This is a genomic window from Saltatorellus ferox, assembly GCA_007751475.1.
In the GTDB taxonomy this organism is placed as follows: domain Bacteria; phylum Planctomycetota; class UBA1135; order UBA1135.
Window position 1 is genome coordinate 3,967,790 of record CP036434.1, and the last position, 24,700, is coordinate 3,992,489.

Sequence of the window (24,700 nt, forward strand, 5' to 3'; positions counted from 1 at the left end):
AGAACCCCATCGAACCGGCTGCACAGCCAGAGCCCATGCCAGCATCCGATGGATGGGAGGCTTCCCGCCCCGTGGGCGGCGGCATCCCGGCGGCCCTCCTGGTCAGCGCGATCGCGATCCTGGTCGTCGTCGTGTCCATGCCCAGGTTCCGGGCGCACGTGCTGGAGGCCAATCGCGAGGACGCGAAGCTCACCATCGGACTCCTGGGGGGAGCCGTGTTCCGAAATACCCTCCCGAGAGGCGTGCCGATGATCCCTGATTCGGAGGGCGACACCCCCGGCGCGATCCCCGCGAGCCTGCGCCATCTGGACTCGGCGGACGCCGGCCTGTTCGAGCTCGTCCGGGACGTGAAGCGACTCAAGCACCGCTTTCCCGACGCGCGTCGTACCGGCACCTCCGGCGAGCTGCTCCACCACGGCTATCGATTCGCCACGGGCTACGTCTACCGCAACGCGGTCACGGAGAAAGCGCTCGTGGCCTGGCCAGACGCCTATGACAAGAGCGGCGACATCGCGTTCGCGACCGTCAGCAGCGGCGCGATCTACGGGCATCCGAACGGAGGCCTGTGGAGCGGCGCCGATCGGTCGTCGACCGTGGAGGCGCGGATCGAACTCACGCCCGGCGGTACCCAGGCGCTGTTCCACGTCGATCTCTCCGACGAGAGCTGGGTCCTGATCCAGGCACCCATCGCCACCGGCGAGTGACCTTCGGGAGAGCCGTCGTCGGCGGATGGGTTTTCGATCAGCGCCGCGCTTCGAGGTGATCGGCCAGTTCCACGAGGCCGAGCGTCCGCAGTTTGTCCGGCACATCCTCGAGGAGCCGCCTGGGCGGATCGCCCGTCCATTGGCCTCCTGTGAGGGGCAGTACGCTGGTGCTGTCGGTCCGCGCCGCGAGGGCCGCCGCATCCGCCAGCACTTCCGAGGGCCGCCAATCGCCGACGTACAGACACTCAAGGTCGCCCTCGGAGTCGAAGAGCATCCCGAGCGGCAGCGGCACGTCGTCGTACGGCGCGAGCGTTCGAGCGGTGATCAGCTCCAGCACGGCGCGGTCCATTCGGGAAACCCGTCCGCCCGAGCGCTCTCCTTCCAGTCCCGCCTGGCTGAGTCGCTCCAGAGCGCGCGCTTCCTCTCGAACGGAATCCAGCGTCAAGGGGTGGGCTCGCACCCCCGCGGTCTCCAGCGCTGCCTCGGCTCCTCGCAGATCGCTGAGCGCCGCGACGGAATCAGGCACGGCGGAGCTCCAGCAGAGCAGGAACGTCCCGTTCGCGCCGCAGGACTCGTCGATCCGACGCGCCACGGCGGATTCCTTGCCTGGACCCGCGAAGAACGGAAGCCTCCATGCACCGAGAGGAAACTCCTCTAGCAGCGGGACACGAGAGGCCGGTGGTCCCGGAGCCGCCGACTCCATCGGCGCGGGCTGCGCTCGATCGAGCGGCGGAAAGGAGGGCTCGCCGCGACTCGAAAGCCGAGGCTCGCGGGTTCCCTTCACGATCTGCCAGGATCCGTTGAGCAGCGATTCGCCGCCCGGCGAAGCGCTGAATTCCTCGACCGATCCATCGGGCCAGGTCACCGAAACCGCGTCGATCGAACGGGCTGCGCCGAGCCCGAAGTGCGCGGTCTTGGTGGAGGACCCGAGGACGCCGTCGCCTGCGGTGATGCGCGCGAACCGCTTAACGCCGTCTGCCGCGATCTCCACGCGCGCCCCGACCGCGTCCACGTTGGGGGCATCACCGATCAGCGTCAGGCTGACCCATCCGCCGCCCACATGGACGCCCTGCATCACCCGAAGGATGGGTGAGGTTCGGTTCCTGAACACGAGGTCGAGGCGTCCGTCGCGATCCAGGTCTGCGGTGACGAGCGCGCGTCCGTCGTCCGCAAAGCCGAGCCCGGTCGCGAGGGTCACGTCGTCGAACCGGAAGCCGCCGCGGTTCGCGTAGGAGAAGGTCCGTTCATGGGCGTTCCAGTGCTGACGGCCGAACTGGGAGAGGTGGCTGATCACCGCCCAGCCCGCGAGGTAGCGATCCATGCTCTCGTCGGGCGCATCGAGGCTCATCGGCGTCGTGCCGACGACCCGGCGCCAGAAGAAGCTCTGAAGGTCGGGCCCGCCGCGGCCGGTCAAGAACCCGTTCGGCACGACGATATCCATGAGGCCATCCCGGTCCCAGTCGACGAAGCGAGCTCCCCACGCCCATCCGCCCGGCGCGGCCCCGGTCATGTCGGTGACGTCTCGATAGCGTCCGCCGCCCAGTCCCTGGTAGAGCGTGTTCCCGCGCGCATGGCGGGTGAACTCCGCTCTCAGCTCGGGCGTCAGCGAGAGCCCGAACTCCTCCTCGCGGGTGATGCGCATGCCGGCCGCCGAGTGCATGTTGCTGACGACGAGATCCGACTGTCCATCCAGGTCCACGTCCGCCACGCTCAGCCCCATCCCGGCTGCCTTGTCCGTCAGGCCACTGGCCTCCGAGAACACGTCGAAGCGCGTGCCGTTCCAGGCGTAGAGGTTGTTCTGCCCGAAGTCGTTCGCGACGTAGAGGTCGAGATCCCCGTCGCCGTCGAAGTCGTCGAACACCGACGAGAGGCTGAACCGGTCGTTCTCCACATCGAGCCCGACCGCGGCCGTGTCGTCGCGGAACCGCCGCGGCTTTGCCGCGTCCCCGTCGACGAGGAGGTTGCGCCAGAACACGTTGCTCGCGCCGTTCATCGCGTCGTGGTACGGCGTGGGCGCCTGGGCGCCGTAGCTGCCCGAGCGGAAGTACCGCGTGTCGTAGAGATCGAGGTCGCCGTCACCGTCGACGTCCGCGGCGGAAAGGGAGTAGACCCTCGCGGTCCCGGAGGGCGTCGTCAGCGCGGTCCGCTCCGCGAAATGGCCACTCCCATCGTTCCAAGAGATGGCCACGTCTTGGCCCCGACCGAAGAGCACGTCCCGGTGTCCGTCGCCGTCCATGTCGGCGATGAGCATGCCCCCCGTGTCATCCAGAGCGTCCAGGGACCGCGCCGCTCCCTCTTCGTGGAGTCTGCCGCTCCGGTTCATGAAGCAAAGGTTGGGCTGCCCGCCCGCCCGCCCCACCACGATGTCTTCCCACCCGTCGCTGTCGAGGTCGCCGACGGCCGCACCGTGGAGCGCCAGATAGATGTCCGACACCGCGACGAGGCGATCGGTACGGCCCGCGGCTTCCAGCGCTCCGTGACCGAGGAGCTTCGCCAGGGAGCCATCCCGGACCTCATCGATCAGGACCACCGAGGAGGTCACATCACGAAATGGTGGCGCGATCTCGTCATGACGAAGGTGAAGGAGCGAGACTTCCGCGATCCGAACGCGACGGCCGAGACGCCACACGACCTCGATCGTCGCCTGGACCTGGGCCCGCGTCTCCGACGCGGTCTCCGGCCTGGTTCCGATTCGCACATGGGCGATCGTTCGACCCAGCCGAGCCGCCTGATCCTCGCTCGCATTCGCTTCCAGGAGCGGCGGCGCCTCGACCTCGCTGACGCTCACCTCCAGGACACCGGGATTCGACATGAGCGGATCGCCGAGTCTCAGCGCAGCGCCGAGTTTCGTGAGGAGTTCTTCGCCGGATGCCGCGACCGGTGCGCCCGCAGCGTCCAGGACCTGCCCTCGGAAGTCCCGCGTGACCATACCGCCCAGTAGTTTGGCGTCGCCTCGACGGATCGCTTCCAGGAAGACCACCAGCGAGGATTCGGCGCTCGTCGCGAGGAGTTCACCTGGCCAGGGGGCGCTCGGATGCGCGGGGTTGACCTGCGCGGCGACTTCCGCGAAGTCGGGCCGCAGGCGGGGAGCTTGCGGAGGGAAGACCCGGATGGAGGCCTCGGGGGAAGCCTGGGAGGTAGCGCTAGACCGAGGGTTTTGCCGGGTGGCGTTCTGCTGCTGCTGGACGGCCATCTCCCGGGTGGCGGGCGGCGCCGAAGACGTCCCGGATTCGTTGGGTGGCGCATCGCTCCCGCACGACGTCAGAAGCACCAGCACGGCCAGGGAGGTCCAGGCCGCCTGCCGTTCCAGCCACCGGAACGCTCGTCCGATCCTGACCCGCCCGGGCTGCCACGCGCGGCACCCGTCGTCTTTGACGTCCTCCATACCCACGAGCTTACCCTGAACGACTCCCAGAGAAAGCTCGCGAGCCGTCGCTACGTGACAGCGGGCCCGAACCAGGCCCAGAGCAAGCAGTTGAGCCCTGAACGAAGGACCTGATCCCCCGAGGTTCGGTGGATCCGTTTCATCACCGGCAGGACCCTTTCGGGCTGGCCCATCCGGAGCAGGCGGTCCGCCGCGTACAGCCGCTCGAAGCCGGACTTGGTCTCATCCTCGAGGATGTTTAGCAAGATCGAGAGGGACTCGTCGCTGAAATCCTGCCACAGGAACTGGATGAGGTCGATCCGGCGCAGCGGCTGGGTCTCGGTCTTGATCCGCTCGCGCAGCACCGTACGGGCCTCGGGCCCGGCGTTGAAGACCTGCCCGACCGCCCAGTGGAACCCGGACGTCCCCTTCACGCTGTTCTCGCCGAGCAGCTCGGCCGTGTCCGCGAGGAACAGCCCGGTCGCCTCCCCGGGGACCGCTCCGAGGGCCGTCAGAAGACTGATCATCACCTCGGGGCGCTGGGATCCCGTGACCTCGTTGTCCCATTGCGCGATCAAGACCGATCGAGCCTGATCGGCCGCCTCCGGCTGGTCCCCGAGCATATCGCGCATCGCCCGCGTCGCGAGAGCCCGCTCCTCCAGGTCACCCTGCAGAAGCTGCATCAGGTGCGCCAGCCCCTCCCCGTCGCCGCGCTTGACGAGGCCTCGCAGGGCCACTTCGCGCACTTCGGGAGCCTCGTCCTGGAGCGATCTTCGCGCGAGCGCGATCACGTCAGCCACCTGCTCGGCCGTGCGCTTCGCGTCGTAGGAGGTATCCAGCAGCGTACCGAGCGCGGTCGCTCGCTCCGACGGCGTGACGCCGGTTTCGACGAGCACGTAGCCGTCGTCCACGCGCCCGGCCGCCTCCAGCGCCTGGAACGTGTGGAACCGCACCTGGGGTTCATCGCTCGCCAGCTGGTCCTTGAGTCGCTGGATGCTCGTCTCGTTCCCCAGCGCCGCCGACGGAGCCAGCAAGTACGAACGGTGACGGTGCATGAGCCCGTCCGTCTCGGCCTCCAGCTCCAGGAACCTCTCCGCGATCTTTGGATCCCGACTGCGGGCCGCCAGCGGCAGGGCCGTATCCACGAGGACCGAAGCGATGAAGCCGTTGCGCCGACCAGCGATCTCGATCCAGCCCTCCACTCCCCGAGTGAACCGTTCCGGATCGCACGCGTGGAGACCACGCATCGCTCGCTCCAGGTGAACCTCCAGCTTGAAGCCGGGCAGGACCGCCTCGATCGCGTCGTAGTACTCCTTGCGGGGATGCTGGGACAGGACGAGGAGCGCTTCCCCCCGCACGTCGGGCGCCGAGTGCCGCAGCCCGTCCATGGCGATGGGAATCCCGAAGTCACTCTCGCTCAGCGCACACACGCCCAGGACGTTCTTGACCACGCCATTGCGCCACTTGTCTCCCATCGCCGAATCGAAGACTCGGCGTAGCGCTTCGGCCGCCTCGTCCCCCATCGCCGCCAGATCGGTCCGCGCCCGTCGCTGGGGTTCCAGCTGCGCGCCCGCGTCGAGCTTCGAGGCAAGGATCGCCGGGATGTCCGTCGTGTCGGCGTTGAACACGCCGTCGAATTGACACTCGGCGAGGACCGGTCGGAGGCGGTTGTCCTGGCGGTAGAGTTCCTCGATCGTCAGCGTCTTGGGCGAATCGGTCCCCACGGAAGAGGACTTCTGCCACGCGAAGAAGACCACTCCCCCGAGCAGAGCCAGCGCGACCACGAGGCCCACGCGCCCCTCCCTGGATGGAGCAGGGATCCTGGCTGCATGGCCCGACGGGCAGAGGTGGCGGCCATGACGACCGGCGATTCGGGTTTGACGATCCGTCGGGACTCGACGGGCTCGGGGCGGGAAGGCTCGATGCATGGATCAGGTCGAAGGAACGATTAGCGGTCGGTCGTGTTCGGGGGAAGCTCTCCGACCGTGCCCTGGGCGCGACGGAGTCCGATCAAACTCTTGGCGTACTCGGCCGCGGCGCGGCTCTTGCTGGAGAGCGCGGCGATCAAGGTCTGCTGGAACTCGAGCACCTGGAAGGTGGTCGAGAGGTCGGCGTCGAGGCGTTTTTGCTCGGCTTCCAGCTGGGCGCGCGCGAGGACGGCGCTCTGGTTGGCAGCCAGCACGGCCTGGGCGCGGAAGCGCACCTCGCGGATCGCTCGGCGCACATCGCCCAGCGCCATGATCTCGGCCTCCTCGAGGGCGATCTGGGAACCGCGCAGGCGCTCCCGCGCCGCGCGCTCGGCGTTGGACGCCGTGCGGTTCTGGAGCGGCATGTTGTACGAGAGCACAGCCTGATAGCGCGGGAACTGAAGCTCCAGCGTGTCGCTGAGGGCCTGCGGGTAGAGCGGGTCGACGGCGCCCGAAGCCACGGAGAGCTCGAGATCGAGGCCATACAGCCGCTCCGACGTCGCACGCGTGAGCGAGATCCGTGACGTGTCGACGTCGAGGCGAGCCGTTCTGAGTTCAGGACGGCGGGTGAGCGCCGTCTGGAAGGCATCTTGCCAGTGCGGCAGGTCGATTCGGTCGTCGGCCGACGGGAGATCGGTGGTCGGCCGGAGCGGGCGCGTCCATAGCGAGGCGTCCCGGTCGGCGTACACCAATCGCTTCAAATCGTCGCCACGCTGGGCCACGTCGTTTTCTGCCTGCAGGAGTGCTTCGGTTCGGGTCGCCACTTCGGTTCTCGCCTGAAGCACATCAACCTCCGTGCCATCCCCCGCGCGAATCCTCGCTTCTTCGCGGGAGACCTGGCTTCGCCCCAGGTCGAGGGCCGAGCGGGCGACATCGAGCTGCTGGAGAGCGGCGACGAGTTCCCAGTAGGCGACCTCGACGTCGTGCAGCAGCAGCTGCCGGGCGTCGCGCCGCTCTTCCAGTCTGCGCTGCTCCGTGATCTCCGCTTCCCGCTGTCGTGCCGTGGCGTAGTCCGACCCCGCCCCCCGCAGCAGAGGCTGGCTGAAAGCCGCCCTGAGGTTGTCCGTGAACAGCTCGGGAGCGTTGGAGAACTGGTTGTCCGTCTGGTTGAATTGCGAATCGAAGTGGAAGGTGAAAGAGCCGCCTGTGGTGAGTGGCCTCGTCAGGTCGAGGTTGACCACGGAGTTCTGCTGGTTCACGACCCGACCACCGAACAGCGCAGAGGCACCCTCGGACGAGGAGTCCAGGTAGCTCGCCTGTAGATCGAGCACCCAGTCGAAGGAGCCCCACGAGGACCGCGCATCGAAACGTGCGGCATCGCTCTCGATCACCGCACGCTGGAGCGTCAGGTTGTTGGACAGAGCCAGAGCAAGGGCTTCCTGGAGGCTCAGGGACCTCGGTTCCCCCTCCGAAAGATCACCGTCCGTTCCGTCGTTGCCGTCCTGGGCAAGGGATCGCTCCGATGGATGGGGCCCGACGAAAACGGACACGAACGGCCCGAGGGCAGCGGGGCCGGGGGCGATGGCGCTTCCCGGGATCGAAGGGGCCAGGGCCAGGGAGGCCCAGATCGGGGCGACAAACGTGAGAACCATGGGCGGCAAGATAGCGGGGAAACGTCCTCCTACGAGCCGCGCGCCCGATGTTATCGCCCGATCACGAGCGCTACGAATCCTGAACGATCGCCCGGCACCAGGCCTGAACGTAAGGATCACCCGGCTCAGCCGTCCGCGCAGCGTCCCCAAGGGCCCTCAGCCAGGCATCGGAGCTCCGTACCCAGACCTGATTCGTCTCCTCGATCAGAGACTGTCCTTCCGACGGCAGGGCGACTCCGAGCAGCTGAGCCCGGCGCATCGTCCGGCCCGCCAGCGACTTCAGACCTGCTTCCACCACCCTCTCCAGCGCTTCGGGGAGCCCCTCCCACCCGCCACCTGCGACCAGATGGTCGAGGCGAGCCTCGGCCGCGACGATCGCACCGAAACCGGTGGGCGCCTCACGCAATCCGCCGAGCCACTCGGCGCGGAGCGCCAAGCTCGACGGGTTTTCACGATCGGAGGTCCTCGCATCCAGCACGGCGAGCCGGGTCAGGACCCGCAGGGCCTCACCGATCCGGCTCGTCGGCTCCAGATCGTCCGGGATCGCCGACGCACGCAGCGCGAGGAAGGCATTCGCCTCCAGGAGGCTCTCCTCCAGCGCCATCCGATCCAGGGCCCGGTCAAGGGAATCGACGACGCCGTTGCCCGCTTCATCGAGGCCCAGGTCGTTGACGAGATCGTCGGCCGGGAGATCCTCCAGCGCCTTGGCCAGTTCTGCGGCGGACGGCTCGATCCCGGTCTGGAAAACGCCCGAATGGGGAGCCTTCCAGACCTGCCACGCGACGAGCGGCACGAGCGTGAGCTGCACGATCAGGAGCGCTGCGGCCACCCGGAGCAAGGCGGAATCGCGCAAGCGATCGGCGGCGAATCCGAGGATCACGCCCACGTCGGCGCGGCGCGAGATGTCCTCGCGGGTCGTGCGGGCGAGCACGCGCTGGGCCACCCGACGGGCCTGCAACTCGTCGGCCGCAGAAGTCGTCGAGCATCCGGAACGGACGCGACCCACGATCCGCGCGAGCTCTCCGTCGTCCCCGAGAGCCTGGTCCCCTCGCGGGCCCGCCGATCGCGCGAGCAGAGCTTCGAGCGCATCCGCCTCACGAAGCTGCTCAGGCGTCAGATCGCTGTCGATATCGTCCGGGCCGACCGGGGAATGGAAGTCAGTGGTCATGCTTGCAGGCTAGAGAGTACGAGGGCGGGCACTTCCGCGGAAAGGTACGCCACCCGCGGGTGCGCGCTGTTCGCGCGACACGATGGCCTCGCGAATCCGGTCGGACTCGGCGAGGGCTTCACGCACGCGATGAACCGCGTGGAACATCCGGGACTTGACGGTGCCGATGGGAATGTCGAGCGCGGTGGATATCTCCGCGTAAGGAAGTTCCTCGATCACGCCGAGTTCGAAGACGCTCCGGTGGGCGTCGGAGAGGGTGCCGACGGCCGCGCGCACGCGCTCGGCTTCCTCGAGTTGCTCGATCTGGTCGAGGGGCTGCGAAACCGACGGGTCCGGTGCGCTCAGGTCCTCCTCCACGGAGTGGGGCTCGGAGGCACGCTTCCGGGTCCGGTCGATCCAGACGTTGCGCGCGACCCGGAAGGCAAAGCCGCGGAACTGCCCACGCGACTGATAGGTCGGCCGGTCCCGGGTCGTCGGGTCTCCCCCATCGGCTCTGGAGCCGGCGTCATGGGACGTCGAAAGTGCGGCGAGGCGGAACAACTTGAGGAGCGTTTCTTGGGTCAGATCTTCCGCCTCGGAGCGACGCGCCCCGAGACGGGTGAAGAAAGCCAGGAACGTGCGGGTCTCCGCTGCCACGAAGGCCTCGAAAGGGCCGGAGCGGCCCTCCACAAGGGCCGCCAGGGGGTCCCGTTCGCCGTCCCAGGAGTCTTTCAACGGTTCAGGAAACGCTCGGCGCGCCAGGTGGTTCAGAGGGATGCCCGTTTTCCCGCGGAACGAGCCCTGCGACGGCCCCTGGGGTCCCCAGGCGCTCCAGAACGGCCTCCAGGGCCGCTCCGAGGGGCCCTGGTCCACCGATGACCGCCATCGAGATTGTCCGTTCCTCCGGTGACCGGTGGCCCAGGGTGACCTCCAATCGCGGCTCGGGGAGCCAGTCGAGGACCCGGCTCCCCCATTCCACGACGGCGATCCCGCCTGCCCCGAGGAATTCGTCCGCTCCGTCCGCCAGAAGGGCCTTCTCCCGGCCCTCCATCCACGCATCGAAGTGATAGAGCGGGACGCGGCCTCCTTCATAGGCCTGCATCAGCATGTACGTCGGACTGGAGATCGGCTCGTCGAGCCCAAGACCCCGGCCGAGCCCGCGCACGAGCGTGGTCTTGCCTGTGCCGAGGTCTCCATCGAGCGTCATGACCGTCCCTGCGGGCAGGTGCTGGCCGAGCGCCTCGCCGAGCGCCTCGGTCGCTTCGGCGTCGGTCGATACGAAGGTGCGCTTCATGGGTGGAACGCTTGGGACATCTCGGAACCGCGCTCTACAGAGCGCGTAGGAAATCCGGAACGAAGACGGCGCGGTCGGGGTCCGCGAGGACGCCGTCCAGGACCGAGACCAGGGCGTCGCGATCCTTGGGGAGAGTTCCCTTGAGCGCCAGGTAGTTCGACGCGTGGTTGGACCGGAAGATCGTGCCGCGGAGCTCCGTCGCGGCGAGGAACGTGCGAAGTTCCTGCGCCAGCTCGACGGGCGTCAGGTCGTCGACCTCCCCGCGCTCTGCGCTCTCCATGAGCGGCGTACCCTCCACCGGCGTCATCACGAGCACGCTCGCGAAGCGCGGCTGAATCGCGTTGATGACGCGCGCGCTCTCCAGCGCGTGCTCGTGGGAGCCAGCCCGCCCGCCTGCCCCCAGCAGGATCATCGTCGAGAGCTTCATGCCCGCGGCCGTCGCCTTCGCCGCCACGCGGATCATTTCCTCCGAGTCGACGCCCTTGTCGAGCGCATCGAGCACCCGGTCGGAGCCGGACTCGACGCCGAGGTACAGCTGGGTCAGCCCGGCGACCCGCAGTCGCGCGAGTTCCTCGGGCGTGCGGATCTGAAGCGACTGCGGTGACGCATAGCACGAAACGCGCCGCAGGTTCGGGAACGCCGTGCTCAGCCGGTCGAGCAGCGCTTCGAGGAAGCGTGCCTTCGCCACGAGTGCGTCACCGTCCGCGAGGAAGACCTTCGAAACGGCAGCGGCGCCGCGCGGGCCAAGGCTCCTGGCGACCTGGTCGATCTCCGCCTGCAGCTCCGCCAGGGGCCGAACCCGAAAGCGCTTGTCGCGGTACATCGCGCAGAAGGTGCAGCGGTTGTACGAGCAGCCGATGGTCGCCTGCAGGATCAGACTGTCCGCCTCGGAGGGCGGCCGATAGAGAGTGCCTTCGTACTGGATCACAGGGGCCATGATGTCAGACTTCCGCGGAGAGGTTCTTTTCCATCCGGAAGTTGATCAGGATCACCTCGCCCACGACGTTCTCTTGCTTCCGCAGGACGTGCCAGCCGCGCTTCTCCATGAACGGGCGCGCCACGAGACTGATGTCGGAGGTCAGCGTGCCCACCCCCTCGGCCCGCGCCCATGCTTCGAGCGCGTCGTAGACCCTCCCGGCAGCCCCACGGCCCGCTGCCCTCGGCAAGGCGTACGCGAAGTCCAGGTAGCCGTCGTCCTTGAGGGTCATGAAGGCGCAGGGCCCCTCGTCGTCCTCGGCGATCCAGACGTGCTGCCCGGCGAAGCGTTCACGGGCTTCCTCGCCGTCGCGCGGCGCAGGCGACCACGCGGCGCGCTCCTCCGCGGAGTAGGCGCTATCCGCCACGCCGTGCACGCTCTCGTGCATCAAGCGGGACAGCATCGAGACGTCCTCGGCATCTGTGATCGAGTGGCGAACGCGGTATTCCATCGATCACTCTCCTCCGCCGTAGTCCCATCCGCGACCCGCCCCAGGGAGCCAGGCGCTGTGCCCCTCGGGCGATCGGAGCTGAAGGTGCCCGGCCGAACGATCCATCGCTTCCACCGTTCCGATCACGTGCCAGCCAGACGCCGCGCCTTCACGCCGAAACGCAGCCCAGTCTTCGGCCGCGATCGTGGCGATCAGCTCATGGTCCTCGCCGTCGTGGAGCCCGTGATCGAGCGGCGTTCGGCCACTGGATGCCGCCGCGTCCTCGGCGTCCGGGTGGGGCTGGATCCTCTCCGTCTCCAGCCGAACCGTCACGCCGGAAGCGCGCGCCAGCCGGTAGAGATCCCAGGCCAGGCCGTCGCTGACGTCCATCATCGCCGTCGCTCCGGCAGCGGCGATCGCGACGCCTGCTTCGATCCGCGGCAGGGGCTCCAGGTGGCGATCCGACGGCAGCGAGCCTCCCACCGGCCCGCTGAGCAGCACGAGCTGCCCCGGCTGCGCGCGATCGCGTCCCACCGGAACGGTCCCGCTGGACGTGTGCCCGAGCGCCGTCACCGCCAAGGCGATCGGCCCTTCGACCATCGCCAGGTCGCCCGCCACCAGCTCCGCTCCGTGCTCGGTGGCCGCGTCATGGGCACCGGTGATCGCGGCGCGCAGCCACGCCTCCAGCGGAACGCCTTCGATCGAGCGCGGCGCCATCACGCCGAGCGTCACCGCGAACGGTACCGCCGCAGTGGCGGCGAGATCCGACAGCGTGCGCAGAACGGCCTTGCGGCCAGCAGCACGCCCGCCCGCGCCGAGTTCGAAGTGCACGCCCTCGATGCACTGATCGGTGCAGAGCACCGGGCGACCGGCGAAGGTCTCCAGCACCGCCGCGTCATGGCCCCGCGACCCCGCGAGGGTCGCTGGCCACGACTGCTCCGCCAGCCATCTGTGCAGTCGATCTTCGCTCCAGGTGGACGGCGACCCGTCTGGCGTCGGGGTTTCTGACATCAGTACTCCCAGCTCAGGAGGACCCGCCCGGTGACCGCCCGTGGGTCGATCCAACCCGCCGTCTCGGACGAAAACCCGGCGCAGTCGGCGTTGTCGGTGACGCACCAGAGCCGCCCGTCCTCGGGGCGCAACCGCTCGACGCGGCAGAGATGCTTCGCACCGCTCTGGGTCTGGATCAGGACGGCGTCGTCCACGGAGACGTCGCCCGGGCGACCATCGATCACGAGGCGATCTCCGGGCGCGAAGCGCACCAGCGGACAGCAGCGGTCCACCGGAAGCTGCGAGAACTCGAAGCGCGTCGCGATGTACACGAGGCCGACGAGCGCTGCGAGCACGGTGTAGCGACGAATGAGCTTGAGCGCCGAGCGCTGCCGCTTCAGGGTGGCACGCGGGTCAGTCATGAGCCTCTCCCACTTCGGCAACGGGCACAGAAAAATGACGGGCACACGCGGCCACGAGGTCCGTGGCTCGACGAGAGATGCCGCCGAGATCCGCCAGAGAGCGCGAGGTGCCATCGATGGACTCCGGCCCGGTCCCCCAGAGCCCACCGATCAGTGCGACGCCGTGGAGCGCGGCGAGCGAGCCTGGCTCCGCCTCGGTGAGGTGCTCCGCCGTGACCCCACCCAGGGCGAGGACCGGCACGTCGGTCGACGCCGCGAAGTCTGCCGCTCCGCTCCAGCCGAGCGTCACGCGTCCGTGACCGGACTTGGACGTCGGCTCGAAGACGGGCGCATGCAGGAGGTAGTCGGCACCTGCGAACGTGTCTCCCGTGTCGCCAAGATGGGAAGAGGCCCCGATCGCCAACGAGGACCCGACGACCGAGCGCGCCGGCCCGACCGCCAGGGACGTGCCTCCGAGATGGACCGCGTCTGCGCCTGCGGTGCCCGCAAGATGCAGGCGATCGTGCACGCCGAGCCAGCCGCGTTCAGAGAGTCCCTCTCCACGCACGTCATCCAGGCGAGCGCGCAGGCGCAGCGCCAGCTCCAGGAACGCGCCGTCTTCCAGAGACGGCTCCCGCACGATCAGCGCGCGCACGCCGCCGGAAATGGCGGCTGCGGCTGCGCGCTCGAGCGCCGCGATCGCCGCCTCCGAGGATCCACCGCGTGCGCGCTGGAGCGTCCCCGGACTCAGCACCACGAGGCACGGCGGGACCCTCCTCGCGTCGCCCGTGGCGGCACCTTGCGGCTCCCCCGCGACTGGATGCGCCTCAGTCATCCACTTCGACCAGATAGTCGAGGTCGCGGAAGAGGGTCCGATAGCGTGCGCGGCTCGTCTTCGTCTTCAGCTGAACCGAGCGATCGGAGAGCGTCGACTTGATGAACGGCCGCACACCCGCGTCGCGGGCGAATCGCGCAAGCAGCGCGGGATCCGCCGCGTGCACGACGTGATCCTTGTCGAGCATCATCACCCCGGCGTTGAGCGCCCAGCCGCGCATCGACATGAGCACGTTCTGGGGCACCGGCGTCCGCGCGTTGTTCGTCAAGGTCTCGACCATCCGGCCGAGCGTCATCCCCTCGACGAGGCCCCGGTGAACGGAGCGCTCGCCGAGCTTGAACTGGCGCATCGCGCCGTCCTTCACGCGATCCGCGAAGCGGTCGAGTTCATGCGTCAGCGTCGAATCATCGCTGCCCGGCTCCGAAAAGAGCATGATCTCCATGTCGGGCGTCACGATCAATCGGCCGAGCCCCACGGCATCCGAGCCCGGATCGCCCATGCCGAGAACGCGGGCACCGATGCGCGTCAGTCGCATCGCCACGGGGTGACCCTTCGCGTCGTAGCCGAGGTCGACGATCCCGAGCAGGTACAACCTCTTCCGCACCCAGTTGACGAGGCTCCAGGCGAGGCGCTGCAGGTCTTCCTGGGGAGTGACGTCCGAGCCCAGCTCCTGGCACTGCTCCGCGAGACCCAGCGCGTCGAGCTGAGTCAGGTAGGAGTTCCGCGCGAGGAACGGCAGGTACATGATGTCGTACCAGACCCCCACCTCCAGTCGCTTGCACATGGTGGCCAGAAGCTGACGCATCGTGGGGTGGTGGAGTGCCTGGTGAGGCTCATCCACATCGCGATGCACGTAGGCGAAGAGGCCGCCGACCTTCTCTTCCAGCGGCTGCGCCTCCCATTCGCGTCCGGCCGACGTGAGCTTGAAGGTCCGCTGCCCCGTGACCTCGATCAACCCGTGGGTACGGCAGAAACGGAAGATGAACTCGAGCACCTCCGCGCGCTCGAGTTCTCGCCCGGGGTTCGGGATGAGCTCCGTGAGGATTCGCTTCTCGGTCGTCTTGAAGATCTCGCCCTTCACGGTGAAGCGAACGGCGTGATCGATGATGTAGGCGAGGAAACGGCTGATGTTCGCCACGAGGTCGACCCCCAGCGAAGCATCGTCGTGGGGCGCGTCCGGGTCGGACGGCACGGCGACCCTCTTGAACCACGCGAAGGTGACCTCGTTGAAGACGATCAGCGTGTCGTCGTCGTGGGCGATGCCGTACCGGCTGAGTTCCATCCGCGTCGCGGTCCCCACCAGCGACTCCTCCAGGATCTTGGCCCAGCGTCGCTGGTTCCAGTGCGGAAGCTCCGTCTCCATCCGCTCGAAGAAGCGCCGCGGGAGAAGCCCGCCGAACTCGAGCACGACCTTGCCCACGAGATCCCGCAGGCCCTCCGGCAGGCGCTCGACGCGCGCCACGGCCGCCGCCTCGTTCGCGTACATCTTGAACGTCGCTCGCAGTCGGGCGGGCGACATCGGGCGCGCTGCTTCGGATCCAGCGTACGTCTTCTCCAGGTGGCCCTTCAGCGTCAAGACGCGGGACGTGGTCCCGACGTTCTTCTCCATCGACTGCACGAGCAGCGTGTTCGCCAGGTCCACCGGGATGACCCAGGCAGGCACCCCTTCTTCCTTGGCCTCATCGTCGAAGACCAGCCCCGCCCGCTTCAGGGAATCGACCTCGTTCTGGGTCTCGCCCGAGATCGCCGAATCCAGATCATCGCGCGTGCGTCGGTGCCTGGGCGCGCTCAGGAACGCGTCCAGGACGGAGCGTTCGTTGCCGGAGAGCTCCGCTGAGCGCGCGGCGACGCGTTCGGGATCGGTCATCCAGTCCGCAAGCTTGTTCCGGAGGTCGGCGACCCGAGCGGGCGGCGGAGCCGTGCTGTCGCCGGCCCAGAACTGGAACGACTGCGCGAGTTCCGCCTTGCGAAGGCGCTTGAGCGCCACCACCACGGTCAGTCCGTTGGCGCCGCCCCGGGGACCGACGATCTTCGCCGAGGGCGGCCCTTCACGGTCCGGTCCGGTCCTGGCTCGCAGCACGCGGTGCTTCGGCGCCAAGGCGTCGGGGCGGGGGTCCTCGTCCGAAGACGGGGACACTGGGTCCGATGACGGGGTCACTGGGAATCTCCTGCAGAGGTGCGGCGACGGCCGCTCTGCGTTGGGATGCTGGAGTGGGTCGCCCCGAGGTCCGTCGCGTCGACGATCTCGTAGGCGTAGCCCTGCTCCGTGAGGAAGAGCTGCCGCTTCTCGGCGAACTCCTGATCGCGGGAACTCAGGGTGACGATCGAGTAGAACGTCGCTGCGCTTCCGTCGGCCTTGGGCCTGAGCACCCGCCCGAGGCGCTGAGCCTCTTCCTGGCGCGATCCGAACGTGCCCGAGACCTGGATGGCCACCGACGCGTCGGGAAGGTCGACGGCGAAGTTGCCGACCTTGGAGAGGATCAACAGGTCGATCTCCCCGGAACGAAACGCCGAGTAGAGTCGCTCTCTCTCGGCGTTGGGCGTGCGACCCGTGAGCAGGGGCGCATCGAGGGCCGTCCGGAGGCTGCTCAGCTGATCAAGATATTGACCGATGATCAGCGTCCGCTCCCCCCGGTGCCGCTCGACGAGCTCACGGACGACTTCGATCTTGGCCGCGTTCTCCGACGCCAGCCGGAACTGCTGGCGCGACGTCGCCTGGGCGTAAGCACGCCGATCCGCATCGCTGAACGCCACGCGCACCTCGACACAGTGGGCTTCGGCAATGAATCCCCGCCCCTCCAGAACCTTCCACGGAACGTCGTAACGCTTGGGCCCGATCAGGCAGAAGACCTCGTCCTCCTTGCCGTCCTCGCGCACGAGCGTCGCCGTCAGCCCGAGCCGGCGACGCGCCTGGAGCTCCGCCGTGACGCGGAAGATGGGCGCGGGCAAGAGGTGCACCTCGTCGTACACGACGAGGCCCCAGTTCTCCTTGCGGAAGACCTCGAAGTGCTCGAAGTCATCGGTCTTCGAACGGCGCCAGGTCAGCATCTGGTAGGTGCTGACCGTGACCGGCTTGAGATCCTTGGTTTCGCCGGTGTACTCCCCGACCTCGTCCTCGGTCAGCTCGGTCTTGTCGAGCAGCTCGTCGCGCCACTGGCGCACGGCCACCGTGTTCGTGGTGAGGATCAGCGTCTTGGCGCCGACGAGACTCATGACGGCCATGCCTGTCACGGTTTTGCCCGCGCCGCACGGCAGCACGACGACGCCGGAGCCGCCGAGGACCGATCCGCCCGCGTGGAAGGCGGCCGCGGCCCCTTCCTGGTAGTCCCGCAGTCCGAACGGAGCACCACCGCGGGTTTCGCTGCGCAGCCGAATCTCCAGCGGATCGCCGTCGACGAAGCCGCCGCGGTCGTCCACAGGGAAGCCGATGCGGATGAGCCTTTGCTTCACCTCACCCCGGGAAAGGTCGTCGAGGAACGCGCGCTCCGAGCCCTTCTTGGCCGTCGCGGTCGTCAGGACGGAACGGATCGTCTTGTGCTCCAGCACGCGCGCCAGGACGTCGGGGTCCTCGGACACGAGTTCGAAGGGCAGCGGCCCATCGGCCGACGCCTCGATGCGCAGGAGCCCGTACTTGCCGATCCACTGCCCCACTTCTTCCAGCACGGCGGGAGGCACGGGCACGCAGGCGTAGCGATGGAGCGCGTCCGCGATCTCCTCGAGCGTCACGCCCACGGCCGCAGCGTTCCACACGGAAACCGGCGTGATCCGGTAGGTATGCAGATAGTCGGGGCTCTTCTCTAGCTCCGCGAACTTCGAGAGCGCGTCGCGCACCTCGGCGAACAGCGGATGCTCCTCGGTGACCGGCTGGCCACTCTCGTCGCGTCGCGGACGACCGGCGTCATCGAGGCTCGCCTGCACCGTATGGAGCATCAGCGTGCGGTCGCTCTGGACGATCAGTGGATTCGTCGGGAGCGGGATGTGGGGCGAGGCGCCGGGGTTCATCGTGTCCCTCCTCGCGGACTCTTCTTCGTGGAACGACTGGAGGAAGGCGCCTTCTTGGCTGTCTTCTTGCGCGTAGGAGCTTTCTTGGAGGGCGCCTTCTTGGCGGCCGCCATCTCCTTTGCAGCAGGCTTCTTCTTGCCAGCAGGCTTCAGCACCGAGGTGTCGGACACGAGCCGCCGCGTGCCGTCCGGCGCGCGGAACAGCCACGGCCCCGTGATCGACCCCGTCGACTCGGCGAGCTCCACAGGCGTCCCGACCGCCAGCACTTCGCCGCCGTTCGCTCCACCCTCAGGACCCAGCTCCACCAGTCGATCGCAGACCTCCAGCAGCTCCGTGTGGTGTTCGATGACCACGACCGCGCTTCCCTGACGAGCCAGTCGCCCGAGGCACCGCGCGAGGTCCTCGACGTCCGTCGCTGCCAGTCCGGTGCTCGGCTCGTCGAGGATCACCACGCTGCGCTGCTGCGCGCCCGCCGAGGAATCCGCGCGCCAGAGTTCGGACGCCAGCTTGATCCGCTGGGCCTCCCCCCCGGACAGCGTCGTCGACGACTGCCCCAGGGACATGTACCCGAGCCCGACGTCCAGGAGCGTCTGCAGGATGCGCTTGATCCCGGGCTGCGCCTCGAAGAACGCCGCCGCCTCTTCGATCGACATCGCCAAGACGTCCGCGATGGACTTGCCCCGGAAGTGCACCTGAAGCACCTCTGGCTGATAGCGCTTGCCGTCGCACTCCTCGCAGGTCAGCCAGAGGTCCGAGAGGAACTGCATCTCGACCAGCGTCGACCCGCGTCCGTCGCAGGCCATGCACCGCCCTTTGGTGGAGTTGAACGAGAAGTTCGAGGTCGTGTAGCCCTTGAGGCGCGCATCGGGCGTCCTGGCGAAGAGCTCCCGGAAGAGCGGCATCAGCTCGACGTAGGTCGCCGGCACGCTGTGCGGCGTCCGGCCGATCGGCGACGCATCCACCACCGAGAGGCGCGTGCCCTCGGGGATCTCCACGCTCTTCCAGCGTCCGCGCGGCGCCTCGCCCTTGAGCGCGGGCACCAGCGTGTCGAGCACGAGCGTGCTCTTGCCGCTACCCGACGGTCCGCAGACCCCGAGCAGCTCGCCGAAGCGCACGTCGATCCCGACGTTCTTCAGGTTGTTCCGGGACGCACCGCGCAGCGTGATCGTGTCGCCGTGATCCGCGTAGACCGCCGCCACCTCCGCGCGCCGCTGGGCGATCAGCTCGGCGTCCGGTCCCGCTGCGACGCGCGCCACATCGTCCGACAGCACGCGCGCGAGGTCGATCTCTCCCCGCAGGTAGCGCGCCGTTCCGGAGGTAGTGTGCGCGCGAACCTCGTCCGGCGTTCCCGCCACGACGACCTCGCCGCCCTTCACCCCGGAGCCCGGGCCCATGTCGACGATGTAGTCCGCGCGTCCCATGAGTTCCGCGTCGTGCTCCACCACCAGCACCGTGTTGCCGGCGTCCCGCAGGGACTCCAGCGCACCGGCGAGACGATCGATATCGCGCGGGTGAAGGCCCACGGTCGGCTCGTCGAGGACGTAGCAGACGCCCACGAGCTCGGACCCGAGGCTCGCGGAGAGCCGCACGCGCCGCGCTTCTCCGCCCGAGAGAGTCGCGGTGTTGCGATCGAGCGTCAGGTAGCCGAGCCCCACCCGATCGAGGAGCGTCAGGCGCGACTTCAGCTCGGCCGTGACCTGGCCGATGGCCTCGGCGATCGCCTTCTTCAGCTTGATCTTCGTGGCCCACTCCAGCCCGGCGCTGACCGTCATCGCCAGCACCTCAGGGATACGCTTCTGATCGACGAACACGTGGCGGTAGGCCGCTTCCAGTCGCTCGCCGTGACAGGCCGGGCAGACCTCGCGCGTCATCACCTTCTCCAGGATCGCCGCCCATTCGGGGTCGTCCGTCTTCTGGTGCCAGGCATCGATGTGACCGCATAGCCCGTTCCACTCGGACGAGTACTCCTGGTCGAAGTCAAAGTTGCGCATCTGCTTCGACACCTTGACCTCGTAGTTCTCTCGCGCTCCCACGCCGCGCATCAGGAGCGCCTGCTGCGCCTCAGTCAGCTGCTCGTAGGGCTTGTCCAGGTTCACGCGGTGCGACTTCGCGACGGTGCGCAGGAGCACCTCGTAGTAGCCCTTGCCCTTGACGAGATAGCGGCCGAGCTTGCCCCCGATCGCGCTCTCCACGAGGGACGAACCGGGATCGGTGATCAGCTTCTCGGGGTCAGCGCGCACCGTGGACCCGATGCCGTCGCAGGTCTTGCAAGCGCCGACGTGCGTGTTGAACGAGAAGTGCCGCGGCTCCAGCGGCGCGGGCAGCTGGAAGCCGCACTGGGTGCACGCACCGTGGGTGCTGAACTCGAGGCGCGGGCCGTCTTTCACGAGCACGGAGACGCGCCCGTGCGAGGCCGCAGCGGCCTGATCGACGGCGTCCGCGATCCGGGCGCGCGCGGCCGTCCCGAACGACACCCGGTCGACCACGAGGTCGACGGTGCTCGCGTTCTCGAAGCTCAAGGCCGCGTCGTCGAGACGCTTCTCGGCCCCGTCGACCATGACGCGGACGAAGCCCGCAGCGGTCCAGCTCGGCACCAGCGCTGAAAGTCGGTCCTGCAGAGCTTCCTCGTTCTGCGTCACGCGCACGCCGGAGCCGTGCACGGGTGCGAGGATCCAGCCCTTCGGGCTGCCCTCCAGCGACTCCGCGAGCTTGAGGATCTTCCGCGTCACCTTGCTCGGATCCGCGGGCTCCAGCTTCTCGCCGTGATCAGGGCAGCGCGGCTCCCCCGCGCGCGCGAAGAGCACGCGCAGCTGATCGTGGATCTCGGTGGTCGTCGCGACCGTCGAGCGCGGGTGTCCTCGGACCGTCGAGGCCTCCACGGCCACCGACGGCCCGAGGCCCGTGATCGACTCGACCGGCGGCTTGTCCTTGGTCCCGAGGAACTGGCGCGCGTAGGTCGAGAGCGACTCGACGAAGCGGCGGCGCCCCTCGGTGTAGATCGTATCGAGGGCCAGGGACGACTTGCCCGAGCCCGAAGGCCCGGTGACGACCGTCAGGCTGCCCCGCGGGATCGCCACGTCGACGCCCTTGAGATTGTGTGTGCGCGCTCCCTTCACGGTGAGCGCATCGGGCCGCTCGACGCCCTTGGAGCGCGGCAGCGGCTTCGCCGCGATCTTGCGGCTGGTCGCCAGCTCGGAGAGCGCCTTGCCCGTCGGCGTCGACGTCTTCGCGAGCTCCTCCGGCGTCCCTGCTCCAAGCACGCGACCACCCTCTGCGCCGCCTTCGGGACCGAGTTCGATCAGGTGATCCGCGGCCTGGATCAGCTCCAGGTTGTGCTCGATCACGAGCACCGTGTGGCCCTTGTCGACGAGCTTCTGGAGCGCGCCGACGAGGCGCCCCACGTCCTCCATGTGCAGGCCCGTGGTCGGCTCGTCCAGCAGGAAAAGCGTGTGCCCGCTCGGCCGCTTCGCGAGGTGCGTGACGAGCTTGATCCGCTGGGCCTCCCCCCCCGACAGCGTCGGCGACGGCTGGCCGAGGGTCAGGTAGCCGAGCCCGACGTCCATCATCAGGCGCAGCGGACGCGCGATCAGCGGGTGATCGTCGAACAGCTCGACCGCGTCCTCCACCGGCATCTTCAGGATGTCGGCGATGGAGTGCTCTCGGTAGCGCACGTCGAGGGTCTCCTCCTGGAAGCGTCTGCCGCCGCACTCGGAGCACGGCACCGTGACAGGGCTCAGGAACTGCAGCTCCATCACCTTCACGCCCGCGCCGAGGCACTCCTCGCAGCGGCCGCCGGCCGTGTTGAAGCTGAAGCGTGACTTCGTGTAGCCGCGCATCTTGGCCTCGGGGAGGCTCGCGAAGAGATCGCGGATCGGCCCGAAGACCTTGGTGTAGGTCGCCGGGTTCGAGCGCGGGGTCCGGCCGATCGGCGCTGCCGTGATCGCGATGAGGTCGTCGATGTTCTCCAGTCCGACGATGGCGTCGTGGGCGCCGGGATCGGGGGCCTCGCGCTCCAAGTGTCGAAGGACCGCGCGCTTCAGCGTGCGGTCGATGATCGTCGACTTGCCGGAACCGGACACGCCGGTGACGGCGGTGAGCGTGCCCAGCGGGATGTCGATATCGGCGCTCTTCAGGTTGAACGCGGTGGCGCCCCGCACCCCTAGGAACTGGCCGTTGCCCTCGCGCCTGTGCTCCGGCGCGGGGATCTCGATCAGGCCGCGCAGCAGGCGGCCCGTGGGCGTGTCGGTCTTCTGCTTGACGATGTCCGCAGGCGTACCGGACGCGACGATGTGACCCCCGCGACTGCCGGCGGCTGGCCCCACGTCGATGAGCCAGTCGGCGCTCCGCAGCGTGTTCTCGTCGTGCTCCACGACGATCACGCTGTTGCCCGCATCGCGGAGCTTGGCCAGCGCACCGAGGAGGCGGTCGTGATCCCGCGCGTGCAGGCCGATGGACGGCTCGTCGAGCACGTAGAGCACGCCCTGGAGGCCAGCCCCGAGCTGGGCGGCGAGGCGAATTCGCTGGGACTCGCCGCCGGACAGCGTGTCCGCGCCCCGATCGAGCGTGAGATAGCCGAGGCCGACCTCCACGAGGAACGCCGCGCGTCGCTCGATCTCCAGCAGAAGATCGCGGGCGATCCGCGTCTGGCGCTTCGAGAGCTTCATGCCGCGCAGGATCGGCACGAGTTCCTCGACCGGTCCGGAAGTGAGATCCGGGAAGCGCACGCTGTCCAGCTTCACGAACCGCGCGAACTCGTTGACGCGGCTGCCCTCGCACTCGGGACAGACCTGTTCCGAGAGGAAGCGCTCGACCATCTTCTTGCGCGAGCCCTTCTCCCAGGTCCGCTGCAGGTCGCCGAGAACGCCTCGATAGACGCGGTTCCAGGCCCCCTGGCCCTTCGAGCGCGCGCCGTTCCACTTGAAGGAATCTCGGTAGCGCTTGCCGCCGGTGCCGTAGAGCACCGCGCGCTTGCCGGGGCCGCTGACGTCCTTCCACGGCGTGTCCAGATCGAAGCCCGCCTCCTTCCCCACGGTCTCCAGGAAGTCGAAGTCGACGTTCGGGAAGAGCAGCCCGTTGCCGGTCGCCTTGGTCACTGCCAGGGCGCCCTCGCGGATGGTCAGCGCGGGGTCCTTGATCACGGCCGCCAGCGACGGCGCCTTCAGGATCCCGAGCCCTGAGCACACCGGGCACGCGCCGTGGGGCGAGTTGAACGAGAAGAGGCGCGGTTCCAGCGGCGGCAGCTCGCGACCGGTCTCGGGGCAGACGCGCTGGGTGGACCAGGTGCGTTCGTCGTCCTCGCCGATCGCCACGAGTTCGCCGTCACCGTGGGCCAGCGCCTGCTCGACCGCATCACGCAGACGAGACGGGTCCTCCCTGTCCGGCTTGATTCGATCGACGATGACCTCGATCGTGTGCCGCTTGTAGCGTTCCAGCTCGGGAGCGTCCTCCAGCCGGACGATCTCGCCGTCGATCCGGGCGCGCACGAAGCCGCGGCGCTGCAGGTCCTGGAAGAGCGCGCGGAAGCTGCCCTTGCGGTCCTTCACGAGCGGCGCGGCGATCATGAGCTTCTTCCCGGCGTGCGCATCGAGGAGCTCCTGAACCACCGCTTCGGGCGTCCGCGACTCCACCGGCAGGTCGCACCACGGGCTGTGGGCGACGCCCGCGCGGGCGTAGAGCACCCGGAGGTGATCGACGATCTCCGTCAGGGTGCCGACAGTCGAGCGGCTGCCCCGCGCGATGCTTTTTTGATCCACCGCGATCGCGGGCGACAGCCCTTCGATCGAGTCGACGTCGGGCTTCTGCAGGCCACCCAGGAACTGGCGCGCATAGGCAGAGAGCGTCTCCAGGAAGCGCCGTTGTCCCTCACGGAAGAGCGTATCGAACGCCAGAGACGACTTGCCAGAGCCCGAGACCCCCGTGATCGCCACCAGCGCGCCCCTCGGGATCACGACGTCGACGCCCTTCAAGTTGTTCTGTCGCGCGCCCCGGATGACGATGTCGGCGTCATCCGCAGCGCGTACAGCGGAGGCGGTTTGCGGTCGAGCCATGGAAGCGAGGCCCCGGGAGCGGTCGGGGTGATGAAAGGGGGCTCAGCGAAGCCCGGAAACGAGTACGGCAGCGCACCCCAGGAGAGTTGGGTCGACCACCGTGAACCGTGCAGTCTAACGGCGCGCCCGGGCACATCGAAGCAAAGACAGGCGCGGCAAGTGGTCGCATCAGGAGAAGCAAATCCGAAGATGCGTCTCCGGGAAAATGGCTGGGGCCCGCCCCGTGAAAACCTCACGGAACGGGCCCCAGGGCCACTTTCGAGCCGGCCTCCGAGGACCGCGCTCGAACTCAGAATGGGATCAGAGGCCGGAAGCGTGCTCGCGGAGGTACGCCTTGACGCCGTCGGCGGTCGCCTTCATGCCCGCCTTGCCGGGGCTCCAGTTGGCGGGGCAAACCTCGCCGTGTTCCTCGTGGAACTGGAGCGCGTCGACCATGCGGACGAGTTCGTCCATGTTGCGGCCGAGGGGCAGGTTGTTGTGCGTGGCCGCCTGGACGACGCCCTTCGTGTCGATGAGGAACGTGGCGCGGTAGCTGAGGCCACTATCGGCGTGAACCACGTCGAAGAGTTCACTGACCTTCTTGGCGTTGTCGGCGATGAGCGGGTAACCGAGTTCCCCGATGCCGCCCTCGTCGATGGCGGTGTTGCGCCACTTCGCGTGGGTTTCGGCGTCGTCCATCGACACGCCGAGGACGACCGTGTTGCGTTTCTCCAGTTCGGCGACCTTGTGGTCGAGGGCGATGAGCTCGGAGGGGCAGACGAACGTGAAGTCCTTCGGGTAGAAGACGAGGGCGACGTACTTGCCCTCGTAATCGCTGAGGCTCAGGTCCTTGGTCGAGCCATCGGGCATGACGGCGGGAGCGGTGAAGGCGGGAGCCTTGGTATTGATGAGAGATGCCATGGGGTCCTGATGAAACAGTGGATGGGGGGCGATTGCGAGCCCACAGTCTCG

At 68.3% G+C, this 24,700-nt stretch carries 16 protein-coding genes; 1 reads left to right on the top strand and 15 read right to left on the bottom strand.

The window, feature by feature from the left end:
- Window positions 1-35 precede the first annotated feature (35 nt).
- Window positions 36-704, top strand: coding sequence for a hypothetical protein (locus tag Poly30_RS14160; protein ID WP_145198350.1), 669 nt, complete (start codon window positions 36-38; stop codon window positions 702-704).
- Window positions 705-741: 37 nt separating this feature from the next.
- On the opposite strand, the gene Poly30_RS14165 is transcribed toward Poly30_RS14160, so the two are convergent.
- The 15 genes from Poly30_RS14165 to Poly30_RS14235 form a co-directional block, all read right to left on the bottom strand.
- Entirely contained in the window at window positions 742-4,089 is a 3,348-nt protein-coding gene (locus Poly30_RS14165) for a CRTAC1 family protein (protein ID WP_145198352.1), read from the bottom strand.
- 50 nt (window positions 4,090-4,139) lie between these two features.
- Window positions 4,140-5,996: a HEAT repeat domain-containing protein gene (locus Poly30_RS14170; RefSeq protein ID WP_419190177.1), complete on the bottom strand. Its 1,857-nt coding sequence runs from the start codon at window positions 5,994-5,996 to the stop codon at window positions 4,140-4,142.
- A 20-nt stretch (window positions 5,997-6,016) separates the two neighbouring features.
- The gene (locus tag Poly30_RS14175; protein ID WP_145198356.1) at window positions 6,017-7,627 is read right to left on the bottom strand and encodes a TolC family protein; all 1,611 of its coding nucleotides are present in this window, start codon (window positions 7,625-7,627) and stop codon (window positions 6,017-6,019) included.
- A gap of 70 nt (window positions 7,628-7,697) precedes the next feature.
- Window positions 7,698-8,795, bottom strand: a complete 1,098-nt coding sequence (locus tag Poly30_RS14180; protein ID WP_145198358.1) for a hypothetical protein — start codon at window positions 8,793-8,795, stop codon at window positions 7,698-7,700.
- 9 nt (window positions 8,796-8,804) lie between these two features.
- Window positions 8,805-9,509 carry an RNA polymerase sigma factor gene (locus Poly30_RS14185; protein ID WP_419190178.1) on the bottom strand — a complete coding sequence of 235 codons (705 nt, stop codon included), beginning with the start codon at window positions 9,507-9,509 and terminating at the stop codon, window positions 8,805-8,807.
- Between the two features lie 4 nt (window positions 9,510-9,513).
- Window positions 9,514-10,068 (bottom strand): tRNA (adenosine(37)-N6)-threonylcarbamoyltransferase complex ATPase subunit type 1 TsaE, encoded by a 555-nt coding sequence (gene tsaE, locus Poly30_RS14190; protein ID WP_145198361.1) that lies wholly within the window; start codon window positions 10,066-10,068, stop codon window positions 9,514-9,516.
- Window positions 10,069-10,102: 34 nt separating this feature from the next.
- A complete protein-coding gene (locus tag Poly30_RS14195; protein ID WP_419190179.1) occupies window positions 10,103-11,005 on the bottom strand; it encodes a B12-binding domain-containing radical SAM protein in 903 nt (300 codons plus the stop codon).
- A 4-nt stretch (window positions 11,006-11,009) separates the two neighbouring features.
- Window positions 11,010-11,495, bottom strand: coding sequence for a GNAT family N-acetyltransferase (locus Poly30_RS14200; protein ID WP_145198363.1), 486 nt, complete (start codon window positions 11,493-11,495; stop codon window positions 11,010-11,012).
- A 3-nt stretch (window positions 11,496-11,498) separates the two neighbouring features.
- Window positions 11,499-12,485 (bottom strand): thiamine-phosphate kinase, encoded by a 987-nt coding sequence (locus Poly30_RS14205; RefSeq protein ID WP_145198365.1) that lies wholly within the window; start codon window positions 12,483-12,485, stop codon window positions 11,499-11,501.
- Window positions 12,485-12,886 carry a hypothetical protein gene (locus tag Poly30_RS14210; RefSeq protein WP_145198367.1) on the bottom strand — a complete coding sequence of 134 codons (402 nt, stop codon included), beginning with the start codon at window positions 12,884-12,886 and terminating at the stop codon, window positions 12,485-12,487. The genes Poly30_RS14205 and Poly30_RS14210 overlap by 1 nt, the downstream gene beginning before the upstream one ends.
- On the bottom strand, window positions 12,879-13,700 hold the full coding sequence (locus tag Poly30_RS14215) for a thiamine phosphate synthase (RefSeq protein ID WP_145198369.1): 822 nt from the start codon (window positions 13,698-13,700) through the stop codon (window positions 12,879-12,881). Before Poly30_RS14215 ends, Poly30_RS14210 begins: the two co-directional genes overlap by 8 nt.
- Window positions 13,693-15,798 carry a helicase-associated domain-containing protein gene (locus tag Poly30_RS14220; protein WP_145198371.1) on the bottom strand — a complete coding sequence of 702 codons (2,106 nt, stop codon included), beginning with the start codon at window positions 15,796-15,798 and terminating at the stop codon, window positions 13,693-13,695. Before Poly30_RS14220 ends, Poly30_RS14215 begins: the two co-directional genes overlap by 8 nt.
- 56 nt (window positions 15,799-15,854) lie before the next feature.
- Window positions 15,855-17,702, bottom strand: a complete 1,848-nt coding sequence (locus Poly30_RS14225; protein ID WP_145198373.1) for a DNA repair helicase XPB — start codon at window positions 17,700-17,702, stop codon at window positions 15,855-15,857.
- Complete coding sequence (uvrA, locus tag Poly30_RS14230) at window positions 17,699-23,749, bottom strand: excinuclease ABC subunit UvrA (protein ID WP_145198375.1); 6,051 nt, start codon at window positions 23,747-23,749, stop codon at window positions 17,699-17,701. The genes Poly30_RS14225 and uvrA overlap by 4 nt, the downstream gene beginning before the upstream one ends.
- A 300-nt stretch (window positions 23,750-24,049) precedes the next feature.
- A complete protein-coding gene (locus Poly30_RS14235; RefSeq protein WP_145198377.1) occupies window positions 24,050-24,649 on the bottom strand; it encodes a peroxiredoxin in 600 nt (199 codons plus the stop codon).
- Window positions 24,650-24,700 lie beyond the last annotated feature (51 nt).